Genomic DNA, 13,410 nt, shown 5'->3' with positions numbered 1-13,410 from the left:
GCGATTCTGCGTGGAGCGGAGCCCGATCACGGTGCACTCGGGCGCTGCTCCAGGTGTTTGATTGCGCCGCATGGTCTACGCCGAACCGGCATCCGCTTCGGCAGGACGTGCTATGGAGGCTCGAGCGAACGCCGAGGGGGCCGCTCCTGATCGAACTCGCGCCGGGCCTGATCCATTATCCGGGCTACCTCGACGCCGCCGGCCAGGCGGCGCTCGCCGCCGACCTCGCCCGCGTGCTCGCGCGGGCGCCCGCCTTCACCCCGACCATGCCGCGGACGGGCAAGCCCTTCTCGGTGCGGATGACGAATTGCGGCCGCCTCGGCTGGGTCTCGGACCAAGCCGGCTACCGCTACCAGCCCGCGCATCCCGGGACCGGGGCGCCCTGGCCGCCGATCCCGCCCGCCCTGCTGGCGGCCTGGAGCGACCTCGCGGCCTATCCCGACCCGCCGGAGGCCTGCCTCGTGAACCTCTACGCGCCGGGGGCCCGGATGGGGCTGCACCAGGACCGGGACGAGGACGCGCTCGACGCCCCCGTGCTCTCGCTCTCCCTCGGGGCGACGGCGCTGTTCCGCCACGGGGGCCCGCGGCGGGGGGATCCGACCCGCTCCCTGCGCCTGCGCAGCGGCGACGCCCTCGTCATCGGCGGCGCCTCGCGGCTGATCTTCCACGGCGTGGACCGGATCGTCCCGGAGCCGCCCGACCTGCTCGGGGCGCCGCCCCTGCCGGAGCCGGTGCCGCCGGGCGGGCGGGTGAACCTGACACTGCGACGCGTCACCCTGTCCGGCCGCGCTTGACAGCGGCCGGGCGGCGACGCATCGCGCCCTGCACCCGGTCGGCTCGCAGAGCCGTCCGCAGGAGATCGCGACCATGTCCCTGCGCGTCCTCGCCGCCCTGTTCGTGAGCCTCGTCCTGGCGGGCGCGGCCCACGCCGCCGAGCCGGTCTATCCGCCCGGCTCCCGCTTCGGCTTCGAGCCGATCCAGGACATGCAGGTCTCCCGCCGCTTCACCGGATTCGAGCGGCCGGGCGGCGGCGCCACGGTCTCGGTGGTCGAATTGCCGCCGCAGGACTTCTCCGCCCTCACGGCGAGCTTCACGGCCGAGAGCCTGAAGGCCCAGGGGCTCACCGTGAAGAACCGCGAGGAGCTGACCCTCGCCGGCGAGGCCAAGGGCATCCTGTTCACGGGCGAGCAGCCGATCGAGCAGCCCGGGGCCCCGACCATCGCCAAGTGGGTGCTGCTGGTGGCCGACCCGACCGTGACCGGGCTGGTGATCGGCCAGATGCTGCCCGGCGCCGAGACCGACGAGGCGATGCGCAAGATGCTCACCAGCGTGCGGGTGCGGGCGGCGCTCAGCCTCGACCAGCAGGTCGCCGCCCTGCCCTTCCGGGTGACCGAGACGGCGGGCTTCCGGCCGGTCCGGGTGCTGGCCGGCAACTCGGTGCTCTACACCGACGGGCCGAAGGACCAGATGACCAGCCTGGAGCAGCCCATCCTGGTTCTGGCCGAGGCGGTGCAGCCGCCGCTCCCGCCCGACCAGCGCGACGCCTTCGCCAAGGCGGCGCTCTACTCCAACCAGACCCTCAAGGATTTCGCCATCGAGCGCGCGCAGAGCTTCCGGCAGGGCGGCGCCGACTGGCACGAATTGGTGGCGCGGGCGACCGACATCCCCTCCGGCATGGCGGTGGTGGTGTCGCAGACGATCCGCTTCAAGCCCGACGGCTACTTCCGGGCGGTGGGGGTGGTGCGGGCGCAGGACCGCGACGCCACCCTGCCGCGGTTCCGCCAGGTGGTGGACGCGGTCCAGTTCCCCTGAGGGGCGGCGAGGGCGGGGTCGCGGCTCCGCCCGCTCATCGCCGGCCCCTCGCCCGACCGGCCCCGGGGCGCGCCGCGGCGCGGAATCCCGCGCGACATCCCCGGAGCCACGCTCCCTGAACGCCGCCGGGCCGGTCGTGTCAGCCGCCGTTCATGCAGCGCCCCTATAGTCCCGCTTCATCGATCGTCGTCAGTCGCAGCCTCCCGCGCGCCGCCCCGGCCCGGCGCGCGCGGCGGCGCGTGCCCAGGAGCGGCCCCGCCATGCTCGCCCGCGCGCCCCTGTCCGAGACGGCGGCGAGTCCGCGCGCCGACCGATCGCCCGGCCCCCTGATCGACAGCCTCGTCCCCGCCCTCGACACGGCCTTCGCCCTCGACCGCAGCGGCACGTTCCCGGAGGAGATCGCTGCCCTGGTCGCCCGGCTGCTGCCCGCGCGCGCCGCGATCTGGGACGAGGAGCCGGAGGCGGAGGAGGAGGCGGGCGCGCCGGCGGACCTCGCCGCCGCCCCCTGAGGCACCCGCCCCGGACCGGCGAAGTCCGGCGGTCCCTGCGGCAGCTCGCGCGTTGAGCGGCTGATCGGCCGGCCCATCATCCGCGCGCGCTGATCGTCCGGGGAGGTGGCGATGGCGAGCGCGACGGGCGGGCTGCTGCGGACGAAGCCGCTCGCGCGGCTCAACGCCGACGCGGCGGCGGGCGAGAACGGGCTCCACCGCAGCCTCGGCCCCTGGAGTCTCGTGGGGCTCGGGATCGGGGCGATCATCGGGGCGGGCCTGTTCTCGCTCGCCGGCATCGCGGCGGCCGAGCATGCCGGGCCGGCGGTCGTCATCTCCTTCGCCATCGCGGCCCTCTGCTGCGCCTTCGCGGGCATGTGCTACAGCGAACTCGCCAGCATGATCCCGGTCTCGGGCAGCGCCTACACCTACGCCTACGCCACGATGGGCGAGTTCGTCGCCTGGATCATCGGCTGGGATCTCGTGCTCGAATACGCGGTCGGGGCCGCCACGGTCTCGGTGAGCCGGTCGACATCCGTCGCGACGCTGCTGCAGGGCTGGGGCATCGCCCTGCCGCCGCGGCTGCTGCACTCGCCCTTCGAGACGGTCGCGCTCGCCGACGGCACCCGGACCAGCGGCCTCGTCAACCTGCCGGCGGTGCTGATCGTCTGCGTGATCTCCCTCCGGCTGATGCGCGGCGCGCGCGAGTCGGCCCGGGTCAACGCCGTGGTCGTCGTCGTCAAGGTCGCGGTGGTGCTCACCGTGAGCGGGGTGGGCCTGTTCTACGTCAAGGCGCAGAACTACGTCCCCTTCGTTCCGGACGATACGGGCACCTTCGGGGAGTACGGCTGCAGCGGGATCATGCGGGCGGCCGGGGTGGTGTTCTTCGCCTATATCGGCTTCGACGCGGTCTCGACGGCGGCACAGGAGGTGAAGAACCCCCAGCGCACCATGATGGTGGGGATCCTCGGCTCCCTCGCGATCTGCACCGTCCTGTACATCGCCTTCGCGGCCGTGCTGACCGGCCTCGTGCGCTCCGACGCGATGCGGGGCGATGCCGCCCCGGTCGCCACCGCCATCGCGCGCACACCCTTCCCGTCCCTGCAGGCGCTGGTGACGCTCGGCGTCATCGCGGGCTTCAGCACCGTCATGCTGGTGCTGCTCTACGGCCAGTCGCGGGTCTTCTACGCCATGGCGCAGGACCGGCTGCTGCCGCGCTTCTTCGCGGCGATCCACCCGACCTGGCGCACGCCCTACCGCTCGAACCTGTTCTTCATGGTCTTCGCCGCGCTGCTCGGGGGCTATCTATTTCGGCTACGGCCGCCGCTACAGCCGCGTCGGCCACGCCGCCCGCCCGCGGACCCGCACGGCCTGACCACGGGCGCTCGATACGACCAGATCGGACTGTGTTGTTCGAAGAAAAGCGCCGCAGGCCGTGCGCCGCCACACCGCCGCGTTGTTGAGGGGGCGCGAGACAAGGGCGGCTTCTTCGAGGAAGCTGTCAGCCTCACTTGGTAGAGGAACACGCGCATGAGATCCTCTTCGGTCCTCGCAGCGGTCACGCTGCTGCTCGCGGGCCCGCCCGCCTTCGCGCAGGGCACCGCCCAGCAGCGGGCTGCCTGCACGCCGGACGTCTGGCGCCTCTGCGCCTCGGCGATCCCCAATATCGGGGCGATCACCTCCTGCCTGCGGCGGGAATCCGCGAATCTGAGTCCCGCCTGCCGCACCGTGATGAACGAGGTGCAGGCCCCGACCCAGCAGGCAGCGGCGCCGCGCCCGGTCGCGCGTGGCCCCGAGCGGCAAGTCGCCGAGCGCCAAATCACCAGGCACCGAGTCGCCGAGCGGCGGATCGCGGAGCGTCAAGCCGCCGCGCGGCCGGTCCAGCTCCGCCGCATGGCCCAGGCCCGGCCCGCCCCGCGCCTGATGACCGCCCGGCCCGTCCCCCGGATGATGACGCCCCGGCCGGCTCCGACGCGCTTGGCGATGCGGCGCGGCTACGCCCATACCGCGATGATGGACCGCCCGGTCCCGCGCGCGGCGTCGCGACGGCACGTCGCCGGGCGCGGCTACGGCATCCCGGCCGGCCTCGCCGGGCTCGGCGGGCCCGGCAGCCGCTCGGCCATGCGGCAGGCCAATTACTGGATGCGCCAGATCGGCGGCATGATGGGCGGGATGGGAGGCGGCATGGGCGGCATGTCCCTCGACTCCATCCGCAACATGCGCGTCGGCGACCTGATGGGCATGATGGAGTAGGCGCGTCCCGCCGGCATGACGCAGGACGGGGCTGAAGGGCCGCCGCGGCGAGGGCCGCGGCGGCCCCGCCTCACGGCCCGCGATCCGCTTTCCGGACGATCAGTTCCGGGCAGCGGATGACACGCCCGCGCGGCGCCTGAGCGAAGCCGACCCGACATCCGCATGGCCGAAATGGGAGATGGCGAAGCAATCCGCCGGATTTCGGATGACGGCCGCGCCTGCCCTGATCCCTCCGGCCCCCGCGGCACCTGCCCGCGCCTGTCACACGGGTGTCGCCCCCCGCGGATCAGGGTCCGCGCAAGGACTCGCGCGTGAGTCCGGCCAGAACGGGGGAGCGGCGATGTCGCGTTCGGCGGTCGGCGGCTTGGGTCCGGTGGCGGGTCCCTCCGGAACGCCGCAACCGAAGGAGGGGCGGCCGAATCTCGACGGCCGGACCTCCGTCCTCGCCGCCGCGATCTTCGTCGCGGTGCTCGGCGGCGCGCTGCTCTGCGCGGCCTGCGGCATCCGCATCGACGTCATCGAGACCGGAACGGCGGTCGTCACCTCCCTGCCCGTCATCCTGCCCTTCGTGGCACTGACCATCGCGCTCGCCTTCGAGTTCGTGACCGGCTTCCACGACACCGCCAACGCCGTCGCCACCGTCATCTGCAGCCACTCGCTGCCCGCCACCGTCGCGGTGGTCTGGTCGGGCTTGTTCAACTTCCTGGGCGTGCTGCCGGTCTCGACCACGCACGTCCTGTCCTCGGGCGCCGCCGGCACCATGGCGGCGAACCGCTCGGGGCTGCAGCCCGGCACCCTGCGCAACCTCGCCATGGCGTGGCTGCTCACCCTGCCGGTCGCCATGCTCCTGTCGGGCCTGCTCTACGCGGTCTCCTCGCAGGTGTTCTGAGCATGGCGGCGCCGGCCCCGGCCGCCTTGCCGCGGCTCCTGTGCGACGAGCCGGCCCTGCCGGGCCTGCTCTTCGCGATGATCTTCGACGAGACGGGGCGCGGCCGGCTCGTCGGGCACGACGAGGATCTGCCGGCCCTCGGCAGCTTCGGCGAGGGCTTCCTCTGGCTGCACCTCAACCTCGTCGACGCGCGCCTCGACACGATGATCGCGGAGGGCCGGCTCGGCCCGCCGCGGCTCGCCGCCTCGGCCTTGGGGCGCGACGCGCACCAGCGCATCGCCGTCGAGGGCGGCTTCGTCGGCGGGGTCGTGGCGGACCTCGCCCGCGACGGCGCGCGGGCGAAGGTCGACCCGGCCGGGCGCCTGCACGTCGTGATGGGGCCGCGCTTCCTGGTGAGCGGCCGCCGCCACCCGGTCGTCGGCCCCGACGCGACCCGCGACGCCGCCCAGGAAGGCCTGCCGATCACCTCGCCGGTGCGCCTGCTGGAGGCGCTGATCGGCCACGTCGTGGGCGCCATGGCGAAGGAGGGCGCGGCCCTCTCGGAGGAGCTCGACGCCATCGAGGACCACGTCATCGAGGAGACCTCGCGCGTCGAGCGCCGCCGCCTCGGCCCGATCCGCCGCGACGCCGTGCGCCTGCACCGCCAGCTCCTCGGCCTGCGGGCGGTCTTCCACCGCTTCGAGGAGGAGGGCGAGGCGGAGGGCCTGCCCGACCGCGAGGTCGCCGCGGCGGCCCGCATCGCCCAGCGGCTCGATTCCCTCGACCGCGACATGCTGGCCATGGCCGATCGCAGCCGCCTCCTGCAGGAGGAGCTCTCGGCGCGGCTCGCCGAGGAGACGAACCGGCAGCTCTTCACCCTGTCGGTGCTCACCGCCCTGTTCCTGCCGCCCACCCTGGTGACGGGCGTGTTCGGCATGAACACCAAGGGCCTGTTCTTCGCCGAGCACGAGGCGGCCTCCCTCTTCGCCCTCGGCATCGCCGGGGGCTCGGCGCTCGCGGTCTACCTCGTCATCCGGATCCTGGGGCTGCGCGCGCCGGGCCGCTGAGCCCGGGTCCTCGGCGGCGCCGGACCTGACCCAGGAGTAGTGTGGCATGCCGGACGCAACCAGAGGAAAAGGACGCGGGCGGGCACGCATCCCTGGGACGCCGGGACCGGGCCGGGGCTAGGCTCGCCCCGGCTCCCCGCAGGGCTGCTTCGGGTTCTCGACGACATGCGTGCCAACCTTCTGGGTCTTGCCGCCGCGGCGGCGGCGGTGCCGGCCGTCGCGGCCGATCTCGCGGCGCCGGTGCCGGTGCCGGCCTATCGGCCGCCGGTGCAGCCGCTCAGCATCGTGTCGGAGTTCCGCATCGGCGGCTCGGCGCAGGACCCCTGGAGTCCCGAGGCCGGCAGCGGCAACGTCGTGAGCGAGGTGCTGTTCGCCAAGCCGGTGGTCCCGGCGGACCCGTTTTGGAGCCAGTTCGTGCCGCGGCCCACCGTCGGCGGCAGCTACAACACCGCGGGCCGCACCAGCTACGCCTATCTGGGCGCGACCTGGACCTTCGACATCACGGACCGGATCTTCGTCGAGGGCTTCTTCGGCGCCTCGTTCCACAACGGCGCCACCGGCCGCTTCGTGCCGCCGAACTTCAACGCGCTCGGCTGCTCGCCGCTCTTCCGCGAGGCCGCCTCGCTCGGCTTCCGCCTGACCGAGCACTGGAGCGTGCTCGCCACGATCGAGCACCAGTCCAATGCGGGGCTCTGCGTCGCCAATCGCGGCCTGACCAATGTCGGCGGCAAGGTGGCCTACACGTTCTGACCCTCCGCTCGCCGGCCGGACGGCAGCGGCCGCGCGCCCTCTGTCCAATTGGAAGCGCGCGCCCCCTCGTGTAGACGGTCCCGACAGCCGCCAAGCGTCGGGAAGCGAGAAGCCGTGGTCGTCCTCAACCGCATCTACACGCGCACCGGCGATGCCGGCACCACCGCCCTGGCGAGTGGCGAGCGCCGCTCCAAGGCGGACCTGCGCATCGAGACCTACGGCACCGTCGACGAGACCAATGCCTGCCTGGGGCTCGCCCGCCAGCACACGACCGGCGAGCTCGACGCGATGCTCTCGCGCGCCCAGAACGACCTGTTCGATCTCGGGGCGGACCTCGCGACGCCCGAGAGCGACCAGCCCCTGCCCTACGAGCCCCTGCGCCTCGTCGCCGCCCAGGTCGAGCGCGTGGAGCGGGAGATCGACGCGCTCAACGCCGCGCTGACGCCCCTGCGCTCCTTCGTGCTGCCGGGCGGCACGCCCGCCGCGGCCGCCCTGCACCTCGCCCGCACGGTCTGCCGCCGGGCCGAGCGGCTCGCGGTGGCGCTCGCCGCCACGCCGGGCGAGCGGGTCTCGCCGGTGGCGATCCAGTACCTGAACCGCCTCTCCGACTTCCTGTTCGTGGCCTCGCGCGTCGCCAACGACGGCGGCGCCAGGGACGTGCTCTGGGTGCCCGGCCAGAACCGCGCCTGAGGCGCCGCCGCCGCCCTGCCGGGACCGTACCGATCTTTCGAAACCAACCCCCGGCCGGGCCCCCGCCGCCCGCGCGGCGGCCCCGGCCCGGGCTTTCGCCCGCGTTGACATTTCGGAAAATCGGCCGTTACGGTCCGGCACCTTGCTCCCAAAAGGGATGGTCGGCGGGCTTGCGCGCGGCGCGCGCGACGGCACGGCCTCCCGGCCCGGAAGGAAACGACGGTCATGAAGGTCCTGGTGCCCGTGAAGCGGGTCGTCGATTACAACGTGAAGATCCGGGTCAAGCCGGACGGCTCGGGCGTCGAGCTCGCCAACGTCAAGATGTCGATGAACCCCTTCGACGAGATCGCCGTCGAGGAGGCGATCCGCCTGAAGGAGAAGGGCAAGGTCACCGAGATCGTCGCCGTCTCGATCGGGCCGCAGCAGGCCCAGGAGACCATCCGCACCGCGCTGGCGATGGGTGCCGACCGCGGCATCCTGGTCAAGACCGACGCCGCGGTGGAGCCGCTGGGCGTCGCCAAGATCCTGAAGGCGCTGGTCGACAAGGAGGGTCCGAGCCTCGTCATCCTCGGCAAGCAGGCGATCGACGACGATTCCAACCAGACCGGGCAGATGCTCGCGGCGCTGCTGGGCTGGCCCCAGGGCACCTTCGCCTACCGGATCGAGGCCGGCGAGGGCGCCCTCGACGTGACCCGCGAAATCGACGGCGGGTTGCAGACGCTCACGCTGCAGCTGCCGGCCATCGTCACCACCGACCTGCGCCTCAACGAGCCGCGCTACGCCAGCCTTCCCAACATCATGAAGGCCAAGAAGAAGCCCCTCGACACGGTCGAGCCCGAGGCGCTCGGCGTCGACGTGAGCCCGCGGCTCAAGGTGCTCAAGACCGTGGAGCCCGGCGGCCGGCAGGCGGGCGTCAAGGTCGGCTCGCCGGCCGAACTCGTCAACAAGCTGAAGGTCGAGGCCGGCGTCCTCTGACGCGCCTCCCGAGATCGAGGACAAGCGACATGGCCACCCTCCTCCTGGTCGAGCACGCCGATGGCAAGCTCAAGGATGCCAGCCTCAAGGCGCTGACCGCCGCCAAGCAGCTCGGCGCCCCCGTTCACGCCCTCGTGGCCGGCGCGGGAGGCCGGCAGGCCGCCGAGGCCGCCGCCGCCCTCGACGGCGTCGAGAAGGTGCTGCTGGCCGAGGACTCCGCCTTCGACCACCTGCTCGCCGAGCCGACCGCCGCCCTGATGGCCGAGGTCGCGGCGGGCTACGACGCGGTGATCGCGGCCGCGACCACCGAGGGCAAGAACGTGCTGCCGCGCGTGGCCGCCCTCCTCGACGTGGCGCAGGTGTCGGACATCATCAAGGTCGTGTCGCCCGACACGTTCGAGCGGCCGATCTACGCCGGCAACGCGATCCAGACCGTGCAGGCGACCGACGCCAAGAAGGTGATCACCGTGCGCACGGCCGCCTTCAAGGCGGCGGAGGCGGGCGGCGCGGCGGCTCCGATCGAGGCGGCGGCCGCCGCGGCGGCGCCGGAGGCGAAATCCGCGTTCAAGGGCGAGGAGATCGCCAAATCGGATCGTCCGGAACTGGCCTCCGCCAAGTTCGTGGTCTCGGGCGGGCGCTCGCTCGGCTCCGCGGAGAAGTTCAAGGAGCTGATCGAGCCGCTGGCGGACGCGCTCGGGGCGGCGGTGGGCGCCTCGCGGGCCGCGGTGGATGCGGGCTACGCGCCCAACGACTGGCAGGTCGGCCAGACCGGCAAGGTCGTGGCGCCCGACCTCTACGTGGCGGTCGGCATCTCGGGGGCGATCCAGCACCTCGCCGGCATGAAGGACTCGAAGGTGATCGTGGCGATCAACAAGGACGAGGAGGCGCCGATCTTCCAGGTCGCGGATTACGGCCTGGTCGGCGACCTGTTCCAGATCGTGCCGGAGCTGCGCCAGGAGATCGCCAAGGCCAAGGGTTGATGGGCCAAGGGTTGATGGCCAAGGGTTGATGGCCAAGGGTTGACGGGCCAAGGGTTGACGGGCACGGCCCCGCGCGGGGCGGCTCGCGGATGATGAGAGCGGGGCCGGCTGTCGTGTTGCTGCGACGGCGCGGCCCCGCATGGCGTGATAGAATCGTGATGTGCGAGAGGGCCCCGCTGCGGGTTGGGTCCCTGTGAGGTGCGGGGCGATGGGCATCGAGATCAAGACCGTGGGGATCATCGGGGCCGGCCAGATGGGCAGCGGCATCGCGCATGTCTGCGCGCTGTCCGGGCTCAACGTGCGCCTCAACGACCGCGACCCGGAGCGCCTGAAGAACGGGCTCGCCACGGTGAACGGCAATCTGCAGCGCCAGGTCGGCAAGGGCACGATCTCGGAGGAGGGCCGCCGCACGGCGATCGAGCGGATCCTCCCGGTCGAGAGCTTCGACGATTTCGGCCCCTGCGACCTCGTCATCGAGGCGGCGACCGAGGACGAGGCGATCAAGCGCACCATCTTCTCGGCCCTGTGCCCGTCGCTGCGGCCCGAGACGATGGTGGCGACCAACACCTCGTCGATCTCGATCACCCGGCTCGCCGCCTCGACGGACCGGCCGGAGCGCTTCATCGGCATCCACTTCATGAACCCGGTGCCGGTGATGCAGCTCGTCGAGCTGATCCGCGGCATCGCCACGGAGGACCCGACCTTCGAGTCGGCCCGGGCCTTCGTCAGCCGGCTCGGCAAGACCGTGACGGTGTCGGAGGATTTTCCGGCCTTCATCGTCAACCGCATCCTGCTGCCGATGATCAACGAGGCGATCTACACGCTCTACGAGGGCGTCGGCTCGGTGGATTCGATCGACACGGCGATGCGGCTCGGGGCGAACCACCCGATGGGGCCGCTGCAGCTCGCCGACTTCATCGGCCTCGACACCTGCCTGTCGATCATGCAGGTGCTCTACGAGGGCTTGGCGGATTCGAAGTACCGGCCCTGCCCGCTCCTGGTGAAGTACGTCGAGGCCGGCTGGCTCGGCCGCAAGACCAAGCGCGGCTTCTACGATTACCGCGGGCCGGAGCCGGTGCCGACGCGCTGAGGCGGGCGGGATCCCGACGCGCCGGCGGGCCGGGCACCGTCCGGCCCCGTCCCACGCAGGCGGCAGGGCGATCGAACATCGACGGTCATGAAACATGACCGTCGGGTTCGTTCTCGACGTGTCGTCACGCTCTCGGCGCCTGTCGAGATGGCGCCCGTCGAAAATGCGAGGCGGTCAACGGCCCGATGCCTCGGCATCCCGGGCCGTTGGTGTCAGCCCCTCAGCGCTGGTTGGTCGAACCCGTCGTCGCCGGCTGCGAGGGGGACGGGTAGGCCGGGTTGCCGGCCGGGACGCCGGCGCTGTTCGCCGAGGGGTTCGCGGCGTTGCCCTTGCCGTCCGCCGAGCCGGTGATCTGGGCGCGCGAGGCGTCCTGGCTCTTGCTGGCGTAATCCTTGGGCGCGTTGGCGCCGTTCCAGGTCAGCAGCGCCACGGTGGCGATCGCCAGGAGCGCGAGGCTGCCGAGGAGCACGTAGAGGACGGGCTTGCCGCGGGCGCCCTGGCGGGCTTCGGTCGCCGTCTCGATGCGGGCGCGATCGTCAAGGGCCATGGGATCTCTCCGGGAATGGGGGCCGCTCGCGGGCGGCGCTCTGCCCGGGCAACGGATGCCGGGCAGCCACGGTTCCTCGGAGCGGTGGCCTCAGGCGCCGGTCGTCAGCATGATCTTGCCGAGATGCGCGCTCGATTCCATCAGCGCGTGGGCCTCCCGCGCCTGCTCCAGCGGGAAGGTCGCGTGGATCACCGGCCTGAAGCCGCCGGATTCGAGCCAGGGCCAGACCTCGCGGCGCAGCCCCTCGGCGATGGCGGCCTTCTGGGCGGTGGTGCGGGGGCGCAACGTCGAGCCGGTGAAGGTCAGGCGCTTCACCATGATCGGCGTCATGTTGAAGCCGTCGACCTTGAAGCCCTGCATGAAGGCGATCACGACGAGCCGGCCCTCCAGGGCCAGGGATTTCAGGTTGCGCTCCAGGTAGGCGGCCCCGACCATGTCGAGGATCAGGTCGACCCCCTTGCCGCCGGTCAGGCGCTTCACCTCCTCGGCGAAATCCGCCTCCCTGTAATTGATGGCCGCGTCCGCCCCCATCGTCTCGCAGAAGGCGCACTTCTCCGCCGAGCCGGCCGTGGCGTAGATTGTGGCGCCGGCGTGCTTGGCGAGCTGGATCGCCGTGTAGCCGATGCCGCTCGATCCGCCATGGACGAGGAAGCGCTCGCCCGGCGCGAGCCGCCCGCGCTCGAACACGTTGGTCCAGACGGTGTAGATGTTCTCCGGCAGGCTCGCGGCTTCGAGGAGCGAGAGCGGGCGGGGCCGGGGCAGGCAGAGCGGCGCCTCGGCGACGCAGTACTCGGCATAGCCGCCGCTGATCACCAGGGCGCAGACCTCGTCGCCCTCGGACAGCCCGGTCACGCCCTCGCCGCGCGCGACGACGCGGCCCGCCACCTCGAGACCGGGGATCTCGGTGGCGCCGGGGGGCGGCGGGTACTTGCCGGCGCGCTGCTGGCAATCGGGCCGGTTCACGCCCGCGGCCGCGACGGCGATCAGCACCTGGCCGGGGCCGGGCCTCGGCACCGGGGCGGTCTCGATGCCAATCACCTCCGGCCCGCCGGCCCCGGTGAAGCGGACCTGGCGCATCGTCTCGGGGATGGCGGGCATGGGGCGTCTCCTCGCGGGTCGTTCGCCGCACTACCTGACAGCTCGGCCGAGGTTGGCAAGCCCCTCAGCCCGCAAGTCCCTCGGTGCAAGTCCCTCGGCGCAAGTCCCTCGGCCCGCGCGCCTCAGCGCGTGCCGTACATCCGGTCACCGGCGTCGCCGAGGCCCGGGATGATGTAGCCGTGCTCGTTGAGGTGGCTGTCGACCGAGGCGGTCCAGACCGGCACGTCGGGATGCGCGCCCTGGAACTTGGCGAGCCCCTCGGGCGCCGCGAGCAGGCAGACGAAGCGCAGGTCGCGGGCGCCGCGCTCCTTCAGCCGGTCCACCGCCGCGATGGCCGAGTTGGCGGTGGCGAGCATCGGATCGAGGACCAGCACCGTGCGGTCGGCGAGGTCGGACGGGGCCTTGAAGTAGTACTCGACCGCCTCCAGGGAGTCCGGGTCGCGGTAGAGGCCCACATGCGCCACGCGGGCCGAGGGCAGGAGCGAGAGCATCCCGTCCAGGAAGCCGATGCCGGCGCGCAGGATCGGGGCCAGGACCAGCTTCTTGCCGGCAATCTGCACGCCCTGCATGGTCGTGAGCGGGGTCTCGATCTCGACCGGCTCCAGGGGCAGGTCGCGCGTCACCTCGTAGGCGAGCAGCGTGCCGATCTCGTTCAGGAGTTGGCGGAAGCCCTTGGTCGAGCGCGCCTTGTCCCGCATCAGCGTCAGCTTGTGCTGCACCAGCGGATGCGAAACGACCGTCACCGGGGCGGCGCCCGTCGTCTCCCGCGTGCTCGCAACCTGCATCCTCGTC

15 protein-coding genes are annotated in these 13,410 nt (G+C 72.5%); 12 read left to right on the top strand and 3 right to left on the bottom strand.

The annotated features are described in order from the left end of the window. Positions 1-107 precede the first annotated feature (107 nt). From QA634_RS10220 to QA634_RS10165, 12 genes are all read left to right on the top strand, one after another. Positions 108-794, top strand: a complete 687-nt coding sequence (locus QA634_RS10220) for an alpha-ketoglutarate-dependent dioxygenase AlkB (protein ID WP_012331889.1) — start codon at positions 108-110, stop codon at positions 792-794. 73 nt (positions 795-867) lie between these two features. Beyond that, positions 868-1,812, top strand: a complete 945-nt coding sequence (locus QA634_RS10215) for a hypothetical protein (protein ID WP_012331888.1) — start codon at positions 868-870, stop codon at positions 1,810-1,812. 260 nt (positions 1,813-2,072) lie between these two features. Then, the gene (locus QA634_RS10210) at positions 2,073-2,321 is read left to right on the top strand and encodes a hypothetical protein (protein WP_012331887.1); all 249 of its coding nucleotides are present in this window, start codon (positions 2,073-2,075) and stop codon (positions 2,319-2,321) included. Between the two features lie 111 nt (positions 2,322-2,432). Beyond that, positions 2,433-3,818 carry an amino acid permease gene (locus QA634_RS10205; protein WP_012331886.1) on the top strand — a complete coding sequence of 462 codons (1,386 nt, stop codon included), beginning with the start codon at positions 2,433-2,435 and terminating at the stop codon, positions 3,816-3,818. Positions 3,819-3,830: 12 nt separating this feature from the next. Beyond that, positions 3,831-4,553, top strand: a complete 723-nt coding sequence (locus QA634_RS10200; RefSeq protein ID WP_012331885.1) for a hypothetical protein — start codon at positions 3,831-3,833, stop codon at positions 4,551-4,553. A gap of 340 nt (positions 4,554-4,893) precedes the next feature. Continuing rightward, the gene (locus QA634_RS10195) at positions 4,894-5,442 is read left to right on the top strand and encodes an inorganic phosphate transporter (RefSeq protein WP_012331884.1); all 549 of its coding nucleotides are present in this window, start codon (positions 4,894-4,896) and stop codon (positions 5,440-5,442) included. A 2-nt stretch (positions 5,443-5,444) separates the two neighbouring features. Continuing rightward, on the top strand, positions 5,445-6,488 hold the full coding sequence (locus tag QA634_RS10190; protein WP_012331883.1) for a transporter: 1,044 nt from the start codon (positions 5,445-5,447) through the stop codon (positions 6,486-6,488). Positions 6,489-6,653: 165 nt separating this feature from the next. Next, positions 6,654-7,238, top strand: a complete 585-nt coding sequence (locus QA634_RS10185; RefSeq protein ID WP_012331882.1) for an acyloxyacyl hydrolase — start codon at positions 6,654-6,656, stop codon at positions 7,236-7,238. 114 nt (positions 7,239-7,352) lie between these two features. After that, positions 7,353-7,928: a cob(I)yrinic acid a,c-diamide adenosyltransferase gene (locus tag QA634_RS10180; protein WP_012331881.1), complete on the top strand. Its 576-nt coding sequence runs from the start codon at positions 7,353-7,355 to the stop codon at positions 7,926-7,928. Between the two features lie 225 nt (positions 7,929-8,153). Beyond that, positions 8,154-8,903 (top strand): electron transfer flavoprotein subunit beta/FixA family protein, encoded by a 750-nt coding sequence (locus QA634_RS10175; protein WP_012331880.1) that lies wholly within the window; start codon positions 8,154-8,156, stop codon positions 8,901-8,903. Positions 8,904-8,932: 29 nt separating this feature from the next. Continuing rightward, entirely contained in the window at positions 8,933-9,883 is a 951-nt protein-coding gene (locus QA634_RS10170; RefSeq protein WP_012331879.1) for an electron transfer flavoprotein subunit alpha/FixB family protein, read from the top strand. 208 nt (positions 9,884-10,091) lie between these two features. Beyond that, complete coding sequence (locus tag QA634_RS10165; RefSeq protein WP_012331878.1) at positions 10,092-10,973, top strand: 3-hydroxybutyryl-CoA dehydrogenase; 882 nt, start codon at positions 10,092-10,094, stop codon at positions 10,971-10,973. A 220-nt stretch (positions 10,974-11,193) separates the two neighbouring features. On the opposite strand, the gene QA634_RS10160 is transcribed toward QA634_RS10165, so the two are convergent. From QA634_RS10160 to upp, 3 genes are all read right to left on the bottom strand, one after another. After that, the gene (locus QA634_RS10160) at positions 11,194-11,520 is read right to left on the bottom strand and encodes a hypothetical protein (RefSeq protein ID WP_012331877.1); all 327 of its coding nucleotides are present in this window, start codon (positions 11,518-11,520) and stop codon (positions 11,194-11,196) included. A gap of 90 nt (positions 11,521-11,610) precedes the next feature. Then, positions 11,611-12,618 (bottom strand): NAD(P)H-quinone oxidoreductase, encoded by a 1,008-nt coding sequence (locus tag QA634_RS10155; RefSeq protein WP_012331876.1) that lies wholly within the window; start codon positions 12,616-12,618, stop codon positions 11,611-11,613. A gap of 122 nt (positions 12,619-12,740) precedes the next feature. Next, positions 12,741-13,403 (bottom strand): uracil phosphoribosyltransferase, encoded by a 663-nt coding sequence (upp, locus tag QA634_RS10150; RefSeq protein ID WP_012331875.1) that lies wholly within the window; start codon positions 13,401-13,403, stop codon positions 12,741-12,743. Between the last annotated feature and the right edge of the window lie 7 nt (positions 13,404-13,410).

The sequence above is a fragment of the Methylobacterium sp. CB376 genome (assembly GCF_029714205.1).
Lineage (GTDB): Bacteria > Pseudomonadota > Alphaproteobacteria > Rhizobiales > Beijerinckiaceae > Methylobacterium.
Note: the sequence above shows the minus strand (reverse complement) of the source record. Positions and strands in the feature narration are given on the sequence as shown.